The following is a 19,364-nucleotide window of genomic DNA, read 5'->3' on the forward strand; positions in this document are numbered from 1 at the left end:
TTCATGAGATTTCGCGATCGATCGCGCGCGCGATCACGTTTTGGACGAAGTAATTCAACGCCCCGTGCCGCCGGCTCGTCTTTTCGAGGCGATCGGCCTCGTTTGGGCAACCGTCGGAAGTTTACCGGTCAATTTATTCACCCGAGCAAGTTTGTCAACAAGGCCGTTGCGCCGATGCAGGCAGCGGTATTTACGCCCACGCATCGGTTTGTCGATTTTAAGCTTCATCCGATCTTGGCTCGCAACTTGGCCGGCCGCGGGTTTGATTGCCCGACGCCGATTCAAGATCAAGTGATTCCGTTGGCACTGGCCGGCCGCGACACAGTCGGGCTGGCTAACACCGGCACCGGCAAAACCGCCGCCTTTCTTTTGCCAATCCTGCAGCTTTTAACTGTCAAACCGTCAGCGGGCACCGTGCTGGTGTTGGCGCCCACCCGGGAATTGGCGATGCAGATTGACGATGAGTTTCGAGCGCTGGCCAAAGGCTTGCCGCTCTATTCGGCAGTCTGTGTGGGCGGCATGAGCCTCGGCCGGCAACGCGCCGCTCTGGTTCGCCGGCCGCAGTTAGTGATTGGCACGCCCGGCCGCTTAAAAGATTTTTTGGATCGCCGCCTACTCGATCTCCACAACGTTCGATTTTTGGTGCTTGATGAGGTTGATCGGATGCTCGATATGGGTTTCATCCGCGATATTCGCTACATTCTGGATCAGGTTCCGACGGAGCGCCAGACTTTTTGCATGAGCGCCACCATGACCGCGGCCGTTGGACAACTCTTGGGCGGATTGCTCACCAATCCGGCTCAAGTCTCGGTGAAAACCGGCGCCACTTGCCAGGCAGTTGAGCAAGATATTATCGAATATGCCCAAGAAGACGAGAAGTTGGGCCTACTCCAAACGCTTCTGGCGCAAGCCGAGGTGGAAAAGGCGCTGGTCTTCAGCCAAACCAAACGCAATGCCCAACGGTTGGCGCACGCGCTCGCCGCGGGTGGCGTGACGGCCGAGGCGATTCATGGCAACAAATCCCAAGCCCAGCGCACTCGCGCCCTTCAGGCTTTCAAGTCGGGCCGGGTAATGGCGTTGGTTGCCACCGATGTGGCCGCGCGCGGCCTCGACATTCCCAACGTCAGCCATGTTATTAACTATGATCAGCCGATGACCTACACTGACTATATCCACCGAATCGGTCGAACCGGCCGAGCCGGTCAGCGCGGCACCGCTCTCACTTTCGTGCCGGGCCGATCTGCCGGAAGCGCCCACCAACGCTAAACTTTTTTTCGGTCGAGCCGAGTGATCAGGCGATGGTCAGGATTACGCGACGTGGGTTGAAAGTGAATACGGTGTTGGTAGAGAAGCGATTTATAATCTCGCCAGCTATAAACTCGATGTTACAACCGCAAAGTCTGCCCTAGTTGAACAGCTCGGGAAAACTGTGGCTTAATATCAAAAAAAGGGGGAATTATCCCTTCAAGAGTTATTCTGTGAATTTACGACACGTCTGTAACTTAAGCCTCCTGTGGACGCACAATTCATCCCGCAAATGCATAATACTCTACTAGCCAGTCTCCTTTCTTACCAGCGTACACGACCGTCCACGACACACTTAATCCCCTAATTTTGCCAAGTGCCCCAAATCATTGTTTACACATTGGCGTTGGTTGTTTAGTTAATAACTTGTCGAACAAGAATACAAATGGCGAGAGGATAGGATCGCCACGACCAAAGCCTCGCGCTACCATTTAATAAAGACCTAGGCCGCGTCCGGAATAGTCCAGGGTTTCGAGCGTTGGGCATCATCCTTCGGTTGCGGTTTTAATTTAGGTTCTGGCCGTGGTTGGTTGCGAAGTTGGAGAGCAAAATCGCCTTTATGGAGCAATCTCTTTGCTTCGTCAAGCACAATCGTTGTGTGCATCTGACCTTCAATATTTTTGTTTACTTCCCGAAGAAGCGCTTCAGCAAGCTGACGTGTTAGTAATGGATAGCGATTAATAGCCGGCTCGGAATGCATGTATTCAGGTTGTTCTTGCTGGATTGATACCAACTCAAGTACGTCTTGGTAAACAGGCACCTCGTCGACACGCTGATCATTATTGGCCTCGAAAATTGCATCCTTGATCTCATCAAGCGAACCAAGCGGTGTATTGTTATTTTTGATTTCTTCAGGAACTTGTGTGCTTGGAACAGTCATTCTTCCTCCTTTTGCGCTATAATATAATAAATTCACAGAGGAGGGAATGTGCGTAAATTTTGGTTGGCAATGTGTGGAATACTTATTGTAAGCGCTGGCGGTTGGTCCATATTTAAAGTTCGATCACAACAAGCATCTCCCATAACCACAATTCCAACTCAAATTTCTACCCCCTCGCTGAATGCTCCCCAGCTTGAGGGCGTCGAGATACGCACAGTGGCGCTTACAGGAGCGTATCCAGCTGGTCTTGATCTCGATTCGAAAACTGGTTATTTCTACGTCAGTAATCATGACACCATGTTAAATGGTTGCGAAGGAGATGAGGCGCGTTATGGCAAGAATACTTTAAGCATCGTCGATCCAGTTCAGGGCAAAGAAGTCGCTAATACTAAAACAGAAGCTGGCGCTCTTGGCATTCAAGTTGATTCAGGACGCGATTCAGTCTATGTGGCTGGATCGCGCACGGGCAAGATCGCTTTTCACGCTCTGGATACCGGTGAAAAATCTAAAACAATTCCAGTCGGTGGTCAGCCCTTTGACTTGGCGCTCAATGCTGAAAAGGGCGTGTTACTTATTTCCAATACGAAAGATGACCACTCTAAAAATATGTCAGTAGTCGACGTGAATAAAAAAGCGTTGTTTGGAACGCATGAAACGCCCGATCAGCCACGGGGGATCGCCCTTGACCCTGATCGAGGCGTGGCTTACATGGTGAGCGCGAAGGATGGGACGATCGCAATCGTCGATACCGATACCGGCAATGTCTCGACTAGCTTTCGGCCGCTTGAGATTAAAGATAGTAGCGGCATCACATTCTCCAGCAAACTTCGTCGAATTTTCGTTGTCGATACGCAGGAGACAAGCGCGATCACGGCGATTGATGCTAACAGTGAAAGTTTAGCTGGCAAGATTCGTTTTACTGAAAACGCAGTGCCAGCAAGCGGAATGCAAGTTGATGATGAAGCTGGCTTACTCTATGCGACCCTGCCACGAAGCAATGCCATTGGGGTTGCTGAAGCTAAAACACTTAAATCACTGGGGATCATTTCGGTTGGCAAATGTCCGTCTGCAATCAAACTTGATCTTGAGCGAGGTCTCGGCGTGACTGCTAATCAAGGAGATGATACTGTAAGTGTATTCGATCTCGGTCAGGTTGAGATTGCTTTAAAGCAGAAAGGAGATGTATGATCTTGAAACTTAATCTTAAGGTTTTTATTCTCGCGCTTATACTCGTGATTGTCGGCATGTTGGCTGTTTGGCGGCCCTGGAAGGATGAGGCGGATACGCGCCAAATTACCACGAATGGTGAAGCCACGGTTTCGCGTGCCCCGGATGAGTTTGTTTTTTCACCTGTCTACGAAAAAGTCTCGGAAGATTCTAAAACGGCGGTCCGTGAGGTGACGGTAGTAGGGAATGAGATTTTGGCGAAACTCCGTGAACTTGGTGTCGTGGACGATCAGATGACGACCTCGGTAACAACAAACAACGATCGAGTCTATGCCTTCGAGCCTAATGCCGATGCGCCTAATGAATATCATGCGCTCTATAGCATCACTGCTACGCTTAACGATCTCACACTTGCTCAATCGGTACTCGACTATTTGGCCACGACTCCGGTTCTCTACGCAATTACTCCGCAGAGTACTTTTAGTACGAAAACGCGTAAGGCGCTCGAAGACGAGGCGCGTAAATTAGCGCTCGCCGATGCTCGAGAGCGAGCCGAGGACTCGGTAGCCGCGATTGGCGCAAGGCTCGGCAAGGTTATTACCATTTCCGAACCCTCATGGGGAGGTCCGGTGCCACTCATGGGTGCGCCCGAAGGCGTGGGAACAGCTAATCTTGACTCCAACGCTTCGGCGAGTCCGGAACTTTTAATCGGTGAACAGGATCTTACCTATACGATCAGCGTTACCTTTGCCTTAAAATAACTACTAAGGAGGGAATATGGCACAGAAACCGCGTTATTGGCTTGGAGTTGCAAGAATCTCTCTTGGTTTAATTTTCTTTTGGGCTTTTGTTGACAAACTTTTTGGCCTTGGCTTTAGCACTGAACCTGCCAAGGCGTGGATTATTGGCAACTCGCCAACTGAATCATTTCTCCTGTATGCCACAAAGGGGCCATTTGCGTTCATTTTCCAAATGTTAGCTGGTAACTCGTTTGTCGATTGGCTCTTTATGCTTGGTCTATTCGGAGTTGGTCTGGCTCTGATTTTTGGAATTGGTCTGCGCTTGGCTTGTTATAGTGGCGCACTGATGTTGGCGCTTATGTATATCGCCGGATTTATGCCACCAAAAAATCATCCTTTTCTCGATGATCACATCATTTACATTATTTTGCTTTGGGGTTTGGCCGTTGAGGATGCTGGACGTGTTCTCGGTTTTGGCGCTTTCTGGCAGAGAACAGAGTTAGTTCGCAAATTTCCGATTTTGGAGTGACAACTTATTTGCGACTTATGGCAATTGCCGCGAGGGCGGTTGTGATTGGCACAGCTAGGATAAGCGCACTACTGCCAATGAGCGTTCGCAGAATCTCTTCAAAGAGAAACTCACTATTTATCGCGACCCAAAGCGGGAGTGGTCGCTGAACTATCGCCATAAGAAACATCGGAAATGAGGCGCCCACATAGGCTAGGGCAAGGGTATTAACGAGCGATGCAACATGTTCGCGCCCAACACGCAAACCCCGCCGATAAAGTTCTTGTGGCGAAAGGTTGGTGTTCGCATTTTTGAGCTCAAAAACCAGTGCGGCTTGAGCCGTGGCAACGTCATCCAGCACCCCCAGTGTGCCGATTAAGATTCCACCAAGAAGCAGGCCGCGAAAATTCAAATCCGCAAAGGCGCCGATCTGAAGATAAAAAGACTCCTCGCTCCCCATGCCGGTAAGATGCGCGAGCGCGGCAAAAAGCATCGCCAGACTTGTTGCAACGCCGAGCGTTAAAATTGTGCCGACCACCGAAACAGTGGTCTGGAGGCGAAAGCCATGAGCAAGATAAAGTGTTAATAAGGCAATCAAAATACTGCCGATCAGAGAAACAAGAAGCGGGTTATAGCCCCGAATAATCGCTGGCAGAATTCCGAAGATAAGGATCAAAATACTAACCAAGAGACCGATAAGCGCCGTTCCGCCACGCCAGCCGCTTACTAAAAGGACAAGACCAAGGAACATCGCCGCGAGCCAGAAGAGACTGCCGAGGCGTAGTCGATCAGCGATGTAATAATAGGTTGAGCCATCGATCTTTGTGCTTTTTGCTAGAATAATTGAATCGTTTGCCTCGACCATCTGCGCAGGTTGAATTGTGTATTGGCCGCCATGATCGACTTCGACTTCTTTGCCTTGTTCTTCACCGGATAAAATCCGAACTTGAAGGCGCTGAAAGAGTTGAGAAAAATCACCCAGATCTTGCTCACCTTCTTCCAGCACCTCGAGCACTTGGGCGCGAGCATAGGTATCAGGCGGCAAGCCAGCTTCAAAGGCCGGATTTGGTTCAAGTATGGGTGCATCTTGAGCCTGGACAAATGAATTGCTTAGAGGAAAAAATATTAAAATAACTAAAAAAATTCCGCGCCACATATTGCTAACGTAGATGGTAATGCGGAATGCGTAAAGGGTGATAGACTACCGCTATGTGCGGCATTATTGGCGTGGTTGGCCGGAAGCAGAACGCGCCTCAACTGGTGATTGACGGTCTCAAACGGCTTGAGTATCGCGGCTATGATTCTTGGGGAGTCGCTTTTTCCAAGCGAACCGGTTTAACGCTCGAGCGGGAGATCGGCAAGTTGGAAGAGAGTGGCGCTCGGCTCAAGCAGTTAGCGGCTGAACGGGCCAAGCTGGCCCTCGGCCACACCCGCTGGGCGACTCACGGCGGCCGGACGGTCGCTAATGCTCATCCGCATCGCTCCTGTGACGGTCGGATCGTTTTGGTGCACAACGGCATTATCGAAAACTATCAAGAATTGCGCGACGAACTTAAAGCTGTTGGTCATCGCTTCCAATCGGAAACTGACACCGAAGTTTTAGCTCATCTGATTGAAGCCGCCCGGCCTGACACTAAAACCTTGGCCGAGGCGGTGCGGCTGGCGCTCGGTAAAATTCAGGGCAGCTTTGCAATCGCCGTTTTTGAGGTCGGCGGACGGGAGTTGGTCGGCGCGCGACGCGGCTCGCCGCTGGTGATTGGCTTGGGTTTAGATCAAGCCTACTTGGCCTCGGATGTGCCCGCCTTTTTGGCCGCCACTCGGTGGGTGATTTTTTTGGAAGAGAACGATCTGGTCGTCCTTAATGGGGGCCGGCCGGTGATTAGAAATCTGACCACCAACAAAATCGTCACTCGGTCGGAAGTACAAATTAGTTGGGACGCCGCTCAAGCTGAACGCGGCGAGCATCCGGACTTTATGCACAAGGAAATTTTTGAGCAACCGGCAACGCTCCGCCGAGCGCTCGGGCAACCGCGCCGCGAACTTGAGCGTTTTGCCAAATTGATCCATCAGGCTTATGGCGTTTTCTTGGTCGGTTGCGGTTCGGCCTATCATGCCGGTTTGACCGGGCTTTATCTTTTCTCTCATCTGGCTAAACGGCATGTCAATCTTGCCGTTGCCTCCGAATTTCCTTGTTATGAGGAGTTTTTAACGCCCAAAACGCTGTTGGTGCCGATTTCACAAAGCGGCGAGACGGCGGATACACTCGAAGCGGTCCGGGCGGCCAAACGGCGCGACGTCAAGGTGGCGGCGATCGTCAATGTGCAAGGTTCAACTTTGATGCGCGAAGCCGATCAAAGCCTCTTGACCTTGGCTGGCCCGGAACTGTGTGTTTTGGCCACCAAAAGTTTTACCAGCCAGGTCGCGCTTTTAACCTTGCTGGCCTATACTTTGGCCGATCAATACCGCGCCGGCCGGAACTTGCTTGAGCGCGCGGCCGACGAGCTCGACGCCCAGTTGGCTGAAGGAACGATGGCCAGCCAACTCCAAGCTCTGGCGCGCACCCTCAAGGCTCGAGAGCATCTTTACACGGTCGGCCGGTCGCTCAATTACCCAACCGCTCTGGAAGCGGCCCTAAAAATTAAAGAGGTCAGTTATCTGCATGCCGAGGGTTTTGCCGGCGGCGAGCTTAAACACGGCTCGATTGCCTTGATCGAAGCAGGCACGCCGGTGCTTGTTTTTGCGAGCCGCGATCATGCCGAGGCGGAGATTCTCGCCAACGCAATGGAACTAAAATCGCGCGGTGCCCAGATTATCGGGATTGCGCCTCGACCTAATGAAATTTTTAGCAATTGGTTGCCGGTTACCGATCTACCCGAAGCGATGCCGATTTTGGGCGCCATCCCGGCGCAACTCCTTGCCTACGAATTAGCCCTTGCTCGCGGCCTTGATCCGGATAAACCGCGCAACCTCGCCAAATCGGTGACGGTGAAATAACCCCCAAAGTTTTTTTCCATCAACTCTGTTATGCTGACAACATGAAGCTTTCGTTCTATGGAGCGGCGGGTGAGGTAACCGGCAGTAACTACTTGCTTGAAGCAAAAAACGCCTCTCTAATGGTGGATTGCGGCGCATTTCAGGGGGGCAAAGAGCAAGAGCTTAAAAATGCCGCGCCTTTTCTTTTTAATCCTAATATAGTTGATTCTTTTATTTTGACTCACGCTCATCTTGATCACGTTGGGCGGGTGGCGAAACTCGTCAAAGATGGCTACCGAGGTCATATTTGGTGCACGCCGGCCACCATGGAACTCGCCGAACTTATTATGCTCGACGCGGCTAAGATCATGAGTCACGAAGAGCTTAAGTTTGGCGATGAGCCGCTATATCATGAACAAGACGTCTATCGCGCGCTCCGCCAGTTCAAAACTCTTGACTATGAAACTAAAATCGAGATCGCGCCCGGGATCGAGGCGCGTTTAGTCGATGCGGGTCATATTCTTGGTTCAGCTTCGGTGGAAGTGTGGGCAGGAGGCAAGAAGTTGCTTTTTTCAGGCGATATTGGCAATAAAGGAGCGCCGATTATTAAAGACCCGAACCGAGTGGACGAGGCGGATTACGTGATTTGTGAGTCAACCTATGGCGGCCGCACGCATGAATCGATTGAAGATCGTCGGGTCATTTTAAAAACCGCAATTGATCACTCGATTGCCAAGGGTGGAGTGCTTTTGATCCCAGCTTTTGCGCTCGAACGAAGCCAAGAGTTGCTCTATGAACTTCACGATTTACTCACGAACCACAATATTAAAGCCCTGCCAATTTTTCTCGATTCCCCTCTAGCTATCAAAACGACTGAAGTTTTTGGTCATTTTCCCGAGTATTACGACAACGAAGCAAAGGAAATTATTCATACCGGCAAGGATTTTTTCGAATTGCCCGGCTTACAATTCACGGAGACGGTTGAACAGTCAAAGCGGATCAATAAGACTCCACCGCCCAAAATGATTATTGCCGGTTCGGGAATGATGACGGGTGGGCGGATTCGCTATCATCTAAAAGAGTATCTCGGCAGTCCGCAGACAACGATTTTAATTGCCGGCTATCAAGTTAAGGGCACGCTCGGGCGCCGAATTCTAGATGGCGTGAAGACCGTTGATCTTTTTCATGAACCAGTTGCGGTCAAAGCAGAAGTGATTGCTTGCGGCGCATTTTCAGCTCATGCCGACCATAAACAACTCATGGATTGGCTCACAAGCGTTAAAACGCCCGTGCGTCAGATTTTCTTTACTCACGGCGATCGGGAAGGGTTGGTCGCGCTCGAGCAGGCGGTCTCAAAAGAACTCAACTGGCAGACCCACATTCCCCGTTTTGGCGAACATATCACTTTGTAATTGATAATTCAGAGTTGATAGGTCATAGTTTTGGTATGCAAAATATCTATTTAGGTTCAGATCATGCGGGTTTTGAGTATAAACAAAAACTTATCCAGCTTTTGCGTGAACATGAACAAGATTTAGGCCTTAGCCAGATTATCGATTTGGGTCCAGAAACTTTAACTCCCGACGACGACTACCCAGAGTATGCGTTTCGAGTCGCTGAACAGGTTGCGAATGCGCCCGCCGCTCTTGGAATTTTGATCTGTGGCAACGGTCAGGGCGTGTGCCTTGCCGCCAACAAAGTTGTCGGCAGTCGCGCCGTTTCGGCCTTTTCGCCTTTGATGGCCGCCTCAACCCGCACAGACGATCATGCCAACATTCTATGTCTGCCAGCTCGATTTTTATCTTGGGCACAGATTCAAGAGATTGTTACGACTTGGCTTAAAGCCCAGCCGAATCCGGAAATCCGACACCTGCGACGCCTGGCATTAGTTAAAAAATACGAAACTAACCGCCCGCGTTTATGACTCCGACGCTTGTGCCAGCGATTTTAGCAAAGACATCAGCGGAATTGGCACTCCAATTCGACCAAGTGCGAAATTTGAGCTCACTCTTGAGCTATGATGTCGCTGATGGTCAGTTTGTACCCAGTCTCACTCCGTCCCCGCGTGATTTTCCACAAACATCTAAGGCAGAAATCTTTTGGCATTTGATGGTGGAAAAACCTTTGGAATTCATCGATGAATGCTTAGCTTTACCGACAAAAATCATTGCCGTCCAGGCAGAGGCCGGCGGGGCGCCAGCAGCCATTGAGAAGTTAGCAAGTTCACCTGTTTTAACTGGTTTGGTTGTTAACCCGAGCACGCCGGTGCGCGCGTTGGAGCAATTTTTACCCCAAGTCGATTTGATTCAAATTATGACTGTTATCCCGGGTGCTCAAGGCCAACATTTTTTACCGGCAATGTTGCCTAAGTTGAGCCAGCTCCGTTGCCTGAAGTCTGATCTAATGCTGGCAGTCGATGGTGGGGTGAGTAGTGCTACAATTGAGTCAGTCCTACGTTATCGGCCCGATTATATTGTGGTGGGAAGCGCTCTAACGCGCGCGCGCGATCCAGCTGAAGAGTGGCGCGTTTTGAGTCGTTTGGTTGCCGCAAGTTAAGCGCAAGAGGAGGGGTGTGACGATTTGTGAGCTTGAGAAGCAAGCGAACGCAATTCGGCAAGACATTATTAAGATGCTTGTCAGAGCCGGTTCTGGTCACTCGGCCGGCCCGCTTGGGATGGCCGATGTTTTTACCGCACTTTATTTCAATTCACTCCATCATAAGCCAAAACAGCCAACTTGGTCGGAGCGCGATCGAGTCGTGCTTTCAAACGGTCATATCTGTCCGGTGCTCTACGCCACTCTTGCCCATGCGGGTTATTTCCCAAAAAAAGAACTGTTCACCTTACGCGCTTTTGGCACACGACTTCAAGGACATCCGCATCGCGGAACTTTGCCGGGAATTGAAACTACCTCGGGGCCGCTTGGCTCGGGTCTCTCGCAGGCCGCCGGAATGGCGCTTGCCGGTCGGATGGACGCCGCTCGCTGGCGAGTTTATTGTTTGATGTCTGACGGTGAGCACGACGCTGGCAACACCTGGGAGGCAGTAATGTTTGCTGGCAAGGAAAAATTCTCGAATCTGACGGCAATTTTGGATCGGAATAATATTCAAATCGATGGTTTTACAGAAGATGTTATGCCGCTTGAGCCACTCGCGGAAAAATACCGCGCCTTCGGTTGGCAAGTCTTGGAAACCGATGGGCATAATATCAAGGCGATTATCGATTCAGTTAATCAGGCGCGTTCAACTTTTGAGCAACCAACGCTGATTCTTGCGCATACGATTCCGGGCAAGGGTGTGAGTTTTATGGAGCAGAGATTTGAGTGGCATGGCAAGTCGCCAAATAAAATCGAAGCCCAAAAAGCCCTCCATGAGCTCCGCACCTTGCAAGGTAAAATTTGAGGGGAACATGAGTAGTCTAGAACGAGTGCCAATTCGGGATGGTTACGGCGACGGTTTGCTGTTAGCTGGCAGGCAAAATCCTAGTGTAGTCGCATTGTGTGCCGATCTAACTGAATCAACGCGAACAGAGCTGTTTGCCAAGGCTTTCCCCAAGCGATTTGTGGAGATTGGGGTTGCCGAGCAGAACTTGGCAACGGTGGCTTCAGGCTTAGCCGCGGCCGGAAAAATTCCTTTTATGACCAGCTACGCAAGTTTTTCGCCGGGCCGAAACTGGGAACAAATTCGCACCACCATTTGCTACAACAACCAGCCTGTGAAGATTATTGGTTCACACGCGGGAATCTCGGTCGGTCCTGACGGTGCGACTCATCAAGCGCTTGAAGATATTGCGCTTATGCGAGTGCTGCCGAATATGACTGTGCTTGTGCCCTGTGATCATATTGAGGCGCGGAAAGCCACACTCGCGACTCTCGATCATCCAGGCCCGGTGTATCTGCGCTTGGCGCGCGAACCAACGCCTGTACTCACCACCGAATCAACGCCGTTCAAGATTGGCCAAGCGCAAGTTTATAAATTGGGCACAGACGTGAGCTTGGTTGCCTGCGGCCCGCTTGTATATGAAACGCTTATCGCCGCCGAAGAGCTCGCTCTTAAAAAAATTTCTGCTCGGGTGATTAATTGTCATACGATTAAACCCTTAGATGAAGCAACTCTGCTTGCCGCTTTCCAAGAAACTGGCGCTGTGGTTACGGTTGAGGAGCATCAGATGGCTGGCGGCTTGGGTGGCGCGATTGCTGAATTAGCGACTCAATACGCGCCAGTGCCGATCGAAAGAGTTGGTGTGCGTGATCGCTATGGCGAATCCGGTCCGCCAGAGATTTTGTTGGAGCATTTTCATCTGAAAGCGCGTGATATTACAGCGGCGGCAGTGCGCGCCCTTAAGCGCAAGGAGGCATGATGGCGAGTGCGGTTCAGCTTTTTAATCAAGCCAGGCATGAAGGTTGGGCAATCGGCGCTTTTAATGTTGCCAATCTTGAAACTATTCAGGCGATCTGTCAGGCCGCGGCGCGGCTTGAGGCGCCGGTGTTAATTGAATCATCGCCCGGTGAAACCGAGTATATTGGTGCAAAGGCGTTAGCCGATTTGGTTTCGGCCTATCGCGAGCGCTATGGCGTGCAGGTCTTTCTCAACCTCGATCACGCTATAACTGAAGAAGTAATCACCGAGGCGCTCGCAGTGGGCTATGATTTGATTCATTTCGATGGTGGCGAACTTGAATTTGCTGAAAACCTAAAGCGCACTCAACAGCTTGTCCGCGTTGTTCATCGTCATAAAAAACTTATTGAGGGCGAGATCGATCATATCACTGGTTCCTCAACCTTGCATAAAGAATCAGCCAAAACAGCTCAAGACAGTGCGCATTTTACAGATCCAGAACAGGCACACGAGTTTGTGCGAGTTACCAATATCGATACACTCGCCGTCTCGATCGGCAATGTGCATGGGGTCTACGCCACGCCGCCCAGGCTCGATCTTGAACGACTTGCAAAAATTCACACTCAAGTACCCTGCTTCCTTTCATTGCATGGCGGTTCTGGTATATCCGAAGCAGATATACGGGCCGCGATTAAAGCGGGTATCACAAAGGTCAACGTTAACAGCGAGTTGCGGATTGCGTTTTTGACGGCGCTTCAGAAAGCCGTCAAGGCGCCCAAGGAAATGGCGGCCTACAAATATCTCCCGCCGGTGATTAAGGCAGTTCAAGCAATTGTTGAGAAAAAAATCACCCTCTTTGGGAGCACGGGCAAGGCGAAACGAACCTGGATTAAAAGGATAATTGCATGAAGACTATGAATTCTGTCGATTTTCTCTCAATTGGTGACACGCAGTACGATACGATTCTTTCACTCGCGCCAGAGGAAGTCTCGGTTCGCTGTCGATTGAACCGCGAAGATTGCAAAATGTGTCTCGATTACGCTGGTAAAATTCCAGTTTCAGAACTTCACGCTATGGTTGCTGGGAATGCGGCGAATGTGGCGGTGACAGCGGCGCGCCTTGATGGCACCGTGGCGCTCTGGACGCTTCTTGGCGATGATGAGATTGCCGATGAGGAAATCCAGACCCTTCAGCGTGAGGGAATTACGACCGCGTGGATGGAAAAAGTGCCTGGCGCCGAGAGTAATCGTTCGACCGTGATCACCGTCAATGGAGAGCGGACAATTCTTGTCTATCATGCTCCACGGCGCTATGTTTTGCCTAAAAATTTGCCGTCGGCGCGCATCGTCTACTTCACAAGTATGGGGCCGGGCGCCGAGACGCTTTTCCCGGCGGTGATTCGCTATGTAGAACGCACCGGAGCGCGTTTAGTTTACCAACCAGGCACGTATCAGCTTCGCCTGGGCGCCGAGCGCGCGCAACCACTCTTGGCGCTGGTGAACTGCATAATCATGAATAAAGAGGAAGCGCAAGCCTACACTCATCATCGCGCCGGCAAGCCTTTGGAGTTACTGCGTGCCTTGAAACGTTTAGGCGCCAAGATCGCTGTCGTTACTGATGGCACGAACGGCTCCTACGCGACCGATGGCGAGACAAGTTGGTCTATGGGCATTCGGCCTGAAATTCCGCGGATTGAAGCAACAGGCGCGGGCGATGCTTTCGCCTCGGCTTTTGGTGTCGCGCTCTTAGAAGGCGCAACGATTCCCGAAGCGCTTCGCTGGGGTACATTTAATGCCGAGGGCGTGATTCAGGAATTCGGCCCGCAAAAAGGCATTCTCAAGCGCAAGCAACTTGAAGAGTTATGTCTCCGTTACCCGCAGTTCGTGGCGAAAGAAATTGAAAGGAAGGCATGAGAATTGTTGTCACTCGCAGAATTCCAGAAGAAGGACTGGCGCTCTTGAGGCGCATCGGCACAGTTGAGGTTTATACTCATGATAAAATTATTCCGCGCGCAGAACTCTTAAAGCGAATTCATGGCGCTAATGCGGCGCTGACACTGCTCACCGAAAAGGTTGACGCTGAATTTTTTGAGGCCGCTGGTTCAAGTTTGAAAATTGTCGCCAACTACGCCGTTGGTTTTGATAACATCGACATTCGTGAAGCGAATAAGCATGGCGTAGTTATAACAAACACCCCAGGCGTACTAACTGAAGCCGTAGCCGAACATACACTCGCACTTATGTTTGCAGTGGCGCGGCGCGTTGTGGAAAGCGACGCGTTTATGCGCACCGGTCAGTATACTCACTGGTTGCCGCTGGGCTTTTTGGGTCAATCACTTTGGGGCAAAACCTTGGGGATTATTGGCCTAGGTCGAATTGGCACTTGGGTCGCCGAGGCCGCTCATCGCGGTCTCAATATGCAAATTCTTTACCACGATTCTGGGCGGAGTGATGAACTTGAAATGAAATTAAATGCCGAATACCATGAGCTTGATGTGCTTCTGCGCAAATCCGATATAGTCACACTTCACGTTCCGCTCACGGATGAGACACAACATTTAATCGGCGAACGTGAATTGAGTAAAATGAAGCCAACGGCAATTCTTATCAATACGGCGCGCGGGCCGGTGGTTGATGAACAAGCACTCTACCATTCATTGCACGAACGTAAAATTTTTGGCGCGGGTTTGGATGTGTTCGAGCATGAACCCAAACTCTATCACGGTTTAGAAAAGTTGCCGAATGTGGTTTTAACGCCGCACATTGCCTCGGCAACTAACGAAGCTCGGCAAGCGATGGCGGAAATTGCCGCTCGCAATATCATCGAGGTCCTCGCCGGTCGACCGCCTTTGAATCCGATCAAAAGTGAATCCTGAATTACGGCCTATTGCTTACGATTAAGGCTACTTTCGCCCCTTCTGCGGGATTGTTGTTATTATAATCGCCAATTGCATCTAAAAGAATTTTTTCTTTATACAAAAAATTTGCGCCGCGTTTAGTGCCTGGATCATTTGTAATAAAATAACCGGTGTTCGTGTAACCTTTAACGACGAGCATGTGATACCGTGGCCCGGGTTGCTTGAAGTATGGATTGCCGAGTTCTTGACCCGCGGCCGGAACGATGACCAGTTTATTGTTTGCCAGCGCGCGCTTGAGCGCTTCACTAGAAACATTATTCTCGAGCTTAACCCCGACAGCGTAAACAGCTTCCAATAATTGGGCGGTTTCCGCGGCTGTTGTGCTTGCAGAGTAGCCAAGATTTTTTACTTCCCAGCTTTCAAGCTCTCGCATTGCCGCTTCAGCGTCTTTTGGTCCGACGATGCTTTCGCCACGAAAAAAACGTCCAACCATCAGTGTCGAGGCTTCTTCACAGTATTCTTCGTGGCGTGTATCCCAGACACCCTCGGGCGCTTGTGAGGTAAAGGGGACGTTAAGATTGACTTGAGCGGGAAGAGAGTCTGGTTCTGAATTAGGAGCGTTCGATTCGGGCGCAGGCTTTTGGTTTACCGGTTGGCTATTAGCCGGAGTAACTTCAGGCAATTGGATACTCGCGGCAGTTTGCTCGTATTGCTTGATTGCAATACGTCTTTGTCCAGGCCCAAGCCACAAACCAAGCGCCGTTACAAGTATGAGTAAGAGGATTCGACTATGGAGTTTCTGGCCAGATTTGATTGCCTGTTTCATCATACAAACGAATTGCATCGACCGGGCAGGATTGAGCCGCCAAGAGAATCGTTTCGGCGTCATCGCTGATTGGGTCGTGGATAATGGCAATGTTTTCATCGTCAAGTTCAAAGGTGCCAGGCGCGATCGCGACACAGCTTGCGGCGCCGATACAGAGGTTGCGATCAACCTCGATTCGCGCGATGCGTTTGCCGTTTGGGAGTATGAGTGGTGGAAGCGCCATAAGTGGTTATCTTAGCACGTGGATGGACTCATTGCGCACTGAATGCATAGTTACGGGCGATAATTTTACCTGTGCGTGTCACGCGTCGAGTCAGGCCACTCTGCGCTTGACTGACTTGCAAGGCGATTTTGAACGCGTGGATTATTTTTTGAGTATCTCGTTGAGTCGTTGTCCAGCCTAGACTAATTCGAATCGTCGAATAAATATCATCATACTCGCGACCGATGGTGCGCAAATTCATCCCGGCATGTTTAGGATCAGTTTGAGAGCAAGCTGATCCAGTTGAAACGGCGATACCTGCTTGGTCAAGCAGATAAACAATTTGCTCCGCATCGAGGCTGGGGAAAGTGAGGCTCAATAAATTCGGCAAACCCTCGGGCTGATCGTTGCGGATTGAGTTTGGGAAAAAATTTACGAGTTCATCGGCTATTTTATCTCGGTATATTCGAATCTTTTTTTTGATTTTTGGCAGGCGTTGCCAAGTTTCTTGGAGCGCAATTTGGATGCGAATCGCACCCATCACATTCTCGGTGCCGCTTCGGAGGCCAGTTTGTTGTCCGCCGCCGTAAAAAAGCGGTTCAAGCGGTGTTTCGTGTTTATGATATAGAAGTCCGATGCCACTGCCCGCGCCAATTTTAGGGCCCGAGAGAGTTAGCAGATCGATGCCGAGTTGATCGACAGTGAATTGATGCCAGGCGGCAAATTGGCTGGCATCGGTATGCAACCAAATTTTTTGGCCGGTTTGTTTCTGGTAAGTTTTGAGGACGCCGGCAACTTGGCGGATCGGTTGGAGTGTACCGATTTCATTGTTAGCCGCCATAATCGAGACTAGGCGCGTTGTCGGCTTGAGAGCAGACTTCAAAGTTGCGAGCTTAACTTGCCCATGCGTTGTGACGGGTAAAATTGTCAGCGTGATACGTTTTGCTTTGGCTTCATGCTGAAGGGGCGCCAAAACGGCTGGATGTTCAATGGCGAGTGTAATGACATGCGGTTTTCGCAATTGAGCGCGAATAATGCCGAGGAGAGCCAGATTGGTGCTTTCGGTAGCGCCTGAAGTGAAAATCAGCTCATGCGGATGACACTCGAGAAGGCGGGCAATCTTTTGCCGAGCTAGATTCAGTAATTCTTTGCTCTCGCGACCAAACTGGTGCAGACTGCTCGGATTGCCAAAGTTTTTGCAGGCTCCTTGCCAGGCATGCTGAACTCGCGGCCACATTGGCGCCGCGGCGGCAAAGTCAGCATAAACTCGCGAAGAATAATTCATCTTGATTCCAAAACAGATAAAATTAGCATAACAGCAGACTAAATTCTAGCTCAAGGATGAACCAAGCCTTAGAATCGTTGATGATTACTGGGGTGCAAAAGGCGCATCTGGATAGTTAGAATAACAATCAGCAAAAGCGTGTTTAGAATCATCAAAACGACGAGCGTTTTCATCGAACGCTGAACACTCTTCGTTTGGGCTTGAAGCTCGCGCACAACTGGCTCGTCGGCGATCGCTTGAGCGATTACCGTTGGCATGATTGGGACAGGAGGCGTGACCGTCGCTTGGGTATCGGTTTTTTGTTCAACTTGAGAGGTCGTTGATTGCGTTTGTGTTGATCGAGGAGGAAGCGTGGGAGTTTTAGTCGAAGCGGTATTGATTGGCAAGGTTGTGTTTTGAGAACCAGCTTGAGTTGAAGTTTTCACTTTAACTTGCACGTTGGATTCGGGGTTGGTTTGCGCTTCGGCAACCGCGCGAGTAGTAGTATCTGTCGCCTGCGTTTCCGCGCTTGCTTTTGCGAAACCGGCTTGAGCCAGAGCGCTCGCCCCAGCGTTCGCGGCATTTGTCGGCGAGTTGATACCAAGCAACCAAATAAAGAGAACTCCAGTGAGGGCGTTGCGCATTCGGACCTTTCTCCCCTTTGAAGTCATTGGCCGTAGATTAGCAAGAGAGATTTCGCAGAGTCAAATTTTCATCCTGAAATTAGCTAAAAGCCACGGTGTAGATTTTGAAATTTTTTTCTGTGGGGAAAAGTTTTAGTTCGTACCCAGAAAAGTATTTTGGAGCCCTTATCAATTCATAAAATCTTGGTTTGTGAACGTAGACATTGGTTTGATTAGATTGATTAGTCACATCACGGCCGTGAAATGCCTCCGGCACCGGTTTGCCGTTCAAAGTGAGAATTAATCTATTGCCTTGAGGCTGTTCCATGAGAAAATTAATAGCTTGCGCCGGAGTAGAGAGCGAGAGATAGTCTTCACCCGCTTGATTGTCGCGAGCATGGACGGTTGAGTCAGCCGTTGTCTGCCACTCGCCGTTGAGGGACACATTACTATACATTAGACATTCGTGATTAAAATGAATAGGATATGAAGTCGGGTAATGAGGGTGGGTCAGGTTATACATTTCACGATCGTTAAAAGCATATCGCGCCGCGCTTTTGATATTCAGAGCTCGTCGCAATGTGTTCTCAAGCTCCTTAAGTTCTCCCAGGCCAATCTGATCATAAAAGATTTTTTTATTTGGCATTGCAAGCAGGATTCGAGGTGTATATAAATTTCCGTACCGATTATTGAAATCATTGGTTAGATCATTCACGTTCGGCCAATGTATATTTAAATTTTGACTCAAACTGTCAAGATAAGAAGGAGCTTTCTCAAATTTGAATTCGGGCGAATGAATGCCAAGGATATGCAATCCACGTTCGTGATATGTGTCCCAGAGCGCATTTAAAATGGGGATCAGTTTAATTGAATATCCGCACGAAGATGCCCAGAAAAAAATCAGCGCTAGCCCATTGCCAGGAAGGAGAAATGAACGTTCATGAATTAAAGGAGTAGATAAACCAACGCAAGAATCTTGAACATAAGTGCGCATACATTTACCGATTGGAACGTGGCTGACTGCGTTTGGCAGTTTCTACGATTTGGTCAATATCGTCTGTAACAGTTATAATTTTCAAATCCTTCTCATCGATATTTTGAAATTTTTTATACACCTGATTTTCAATCCAGCTTACAAGTGGTTGCCAATATGCAACTCCAAAAAGAATAACAGGGATATGATCTTCAATTTTTTTGGTTTGAATCAAAGTCACCATTTCAAACATTTCGTCGAGCGTGCCAAAACCTCCAGGAAAAAAAATGTAAATTTGGGAAGCGAAAGAGAGCATGACCTTGCGGGTGAAAAAGTACTCAAAACCGACGGCTTTCGTCACATAAGGATTCACTCGCTGTTCGGTAAAAAGTTCAATATTAAGACCGGCCGATGGCATGCCCGCGGCTTTGGCGCCTTGGTTGGCGGCCTCCATAATCCCAGGTCCTCCGCCGGTAATTACAGCAAAACCGGCACCGCCTAGTCGAGAAGCGAGATCGCGTGCTTGAAAGTAGTAGGGATCGTTCGGCTTAGTGCGAGCCGAACCAAAAAACGAAGCGCTTTTTTTGAATTCGGCGAGGAAGTCAAAGCCATCAACAAACTCGGCCATGATTCGAAAGATTCGCCAATTTGGATCGTGAGCATAGTCAAAACCGTTATGCTCATGAACCGGAATCGAAAGTGGTTGCATC

At 50.0% G+C, this 19,364-nt stretch carries 21 protein-coding genes; 13 read left to right on the forward strand and 8 right to left on the reverse strand.

What is annotated here, in order from left to right:
* Positions 1–3 precede the first annotated feature (3 nt).
* Positions 4–1,266 (forward strand): DEAD/DEAH box helicase, encoded by a 1,263-nt coding sequence (locus HYW32_00760; GenBank protein MBI2589554.1) that lies wholly within the window; start codon positions 4–6, stop codon positions 1,264–1,266.
* Between the two features lie 481 nt (positions 1,267–1,747).
* Here HYW32_00760 and HYW32_00765 read toward each other — a convergent pair whose 3' ends face one another.
* Positions 1,748–2,185, reverse strand: coding sequence for a hypothetical protein (locus tag HYW32_00765; GenBank protein ID MBI2589555.1), 438 nt, complete (start codon positions 2,183–2,185; stop codon positions 1,748–1,750).
* Positions 2,186–2,233: 48 nt separating this feature from the next.
* Here HYW32_00765 and HYW32_00770 point away from each other — a divergent pair, with 48 nt between their 5' ends.
* From HYW32_00770 to HYW32_00780, 3 genes are read left to right on the forward strand one after another with little or no spacing between them, the layout of a single operon-like run.
* Entirely contained in the window at positions 2,234–3,373 is a 1,140-nt protein-coding gene (locus tag HYW32_00770) for a hypothetical protein (protein ID MBI2589556.1), read from the forward strand.
* Positions 3,370–4,113 (forward strand): SIMPL domain-containing protein, encoded by a 744-nt coding sequence (locus tag HYW32_00775; GenBank protein MBI2589557.1) that lies wholly within the window; start codon positions 3,370–3,372, stop codon positions 4,111–4,113. Before HYW32_00770 ends, HYW32_00775 begins: the two co-directional genes overlap by 4 nt.
* 16 nt (positions 4,114–4,129) lie before the next feature.
* Positions 4,130–4,621, forward strand: a complete 492-nt coding sequence (locus HYW32_00780) for a DoxX family membrane protein (GenBank protein MBI2589558.1) — start codon at positions 4,130–4,132, stop codon at positions 4,619–4,621.
* Between the two features lie 4 nt (positions 4,622–4,625).
* On the opposite strand, the gene HYW32_00785 is transcribed toward HYW32_00780, so the two are convergent.
* Positions 4,626–5,756: a YibE/F family protein gene (locus HYW32_00785; GenBank protein ID MBI2589559.1), complete on the reverse strand. Its 1,131-nt coding sequence runs from the start codon at positions 5,754–5,756 to the stop codon at positions 4,626–4,628.
* A gap of 53 nt (positions 5,757–5,809) precedes the next feature.
* Between HYW32_00785 and glmS the strand changes: the two genes are divergently transcribed.
* The 9 genes from glmS to HYW32_00830 are packed head-to-tail and all read left to right on the forward strand — an operon-like array spanning position 5,810 to position 14,784.
* Entirely contained in the window at positions 5,810–7,594 is a 1,785-nt protein-coding gene (gene glmS, locus HYW32_00790; protein ID MBI2589560.1) for a glutamine--fructose-6-phosphate transaminase (isomerizing), read from the forward strand.
* A gap of 41 nt (positions 7,595–7,635) precedes the next feature.
* A complete protein-coding gene (locus HYW32_00795) occupies positions 7,636–8,985 on the forward strand; it encodes an MBL fold metallo-hydrolase (protein MBI2589561.1) in 1,350 nt (449 codons plus the stop codon).
* 35 nt (positions 8,986–9,020) lie between these two features.
* Positions 9,021–9,497 (forward strand): RpiB/LacA/LacB family sugar-phosphate isomerase, encoded by a 477-nt coding sequence (locus HYW32_00800; GenBank protein ID MBI2589562.1) that lies wholly within the window; start codon positions 9,021–9,023, stop codon positions 9,495–9,497.
* Entirely contained in the window at positions 9,494–10,129 is a 636-nt protein-coding gene (locus HYW32_00805; GenBank protein ID MBI2589563.1) for a hypothetical protein, read from the forward strand. Before HYW32_00800 ends, HYW32_00805 begins: the two co-directional genes overlap by 4 nt.
* Positions 10,130–10,145: 16 nt before the next feature.
* Positions 10,146–10,973, forward strand: a complete 828-nt coding sequence (locus HYW32_00810) for a transketolase (GenBank protein ID MBI2589564.1) — start codon at positions 10,146–10,148, stop codon at positions 10,971–10,973.
* Complete coding sequence (locus HYW32_00815) at positions 10,942–11,931, forward strand: transketolase family protein (GenBank protein ID MBI2589565.1); 990 nt, start codon at positions 10,942–10,944, stop codon at positions 11,929–11,931. The genes HYW32_00810 and HYW32_00815 overlap by 32 nt, the downstream gene beginning before the upstream one ends.
* Positions 11,931–12,818 (forward strand): class II fructose-bisphosphate aldolase, encoded by an 888-nt coding sequence (locus tag HYW32_00820; protein ID MBI2589566.1) that lies wholly within the window; start codon positions 11,931–11,933, stop codon positions 12,816–12,818. The genes HYW32_00815 and HYW32_00820 overlap by 1 nt, the downstream gene beginning before the upstream one ends.
* Positions 12,819–12,823: 5 nt before the next feature.
* Positions 12,824–13,822, forward strand: a complete 999-nt coding sequence (locus tag HYW32_00825; GenBank protein MBI2589567.1) for a carbohydrate kinase family protein — start codon at positions 12,824–12,826, stop codon at positions 13,820–13,822.
* Positions 13,819–14,784 carry a D-glycerate dehydrogenase gene (locus HYW32_00830; protein MBI2589568.1) on the forward strand — a complete coding sequence of 322 codons (966 nt, stop codon included), beginning with the start codon at positions 13,819–13,821 and terminating at the stop codon, positions 14,782–14,784. Before HYW32_00825 ends, HYW32_00830 begins: the two co-directional genes overlap by 4 nt.
* A 1-nt stretch (position 14,785) precedes the next feature.
* Here HYW32_00830 and HYW32_00835 read toward each other — a convergent pair whose 3' ends face one another.
* The 6 genes from HYW32_00835 to HYW32_00860 form a co-directional block, all read right to left on the reverse strand.
* On the reverse strand, positions 14,786–15,595 hold the full coding sequence (locus HYW32_00835; GenBank protein ID MBI2589569.1) for a C39 family peptidase: 810 nt from the start codon (positions 15,593–15,595) through the stop codon (positions 14,786–14,788).
* On the reverse strand, positions 15,555–15,815 hold the full coding sequence (locus HYW32_00840; GenBank protein ID MBI2589570.1) for a ferredoxin: 261 nt from the start codon (positions 15,813–15,815) through the stop codon (positions 15,555–15,557). The genes HYW32_00835 and HYW32_00840 overlap by 41 nt, the downstream gene beginning before the upstream one ends.
* Before the next feature lie 28 nt (positions 15,816–15,843).
* Positions 15,844–17,079 (reverse strand): cysteine desulfurase, encoded by a 1,236-nt coding sequence (locus HYW32_00845; protein MBI2589571.1) that lies wholly within the window; start codon positions 17,077–17,079, stop codon positions 15,844–15,846.
* Positions 17,080–17,147: 68 nt separating this feature from the next.
* Positions 17,148–17,702, reverse strand: coding sequence for a hypothetical protein (locus HYW32_00850; GenBank protein ID MBI2589572.1), 555 nt, complete (start codon positions 17,700–17,702; stop codon positions 17,148–17,150).
* A 79-nt stretch (positions 17,703–17,781) separates the two neighbouring features.
* Positions 17,782–18,675, reverse strand: coding sequence for a hypothetical protein (locus HYW32_00855; GenBank protein ID MBI2589573.1), 894 nt, complete (start codon positions 18,673–18,675; stop codon positions 17,782–17,784).
* Between the two features lie 4 nt (positions 18,676–18,679).
* Positions 18,680–19,363 (reverse strand): TIGR00730 family Rossman fold protein, encoded by a 684-nt coding sequence (locus HYW32_00860; GenBank protein ID MBI2589574.1) that lies wholly within the window; start codon positions 19,361–19,363, stop codon positions 18,680–18,682.
* Between the last annotated feature and the right edge of the window lies 1 nt (position 19,364).

This window comes from Candidatus Berkelbacteria bacterium (assembly GCA_016187225.1).
Classification (GTDB): Bacteria; Patescibacteriota; UBA1384; order JACPKC01; family JACPKC01; genus JACPKC01.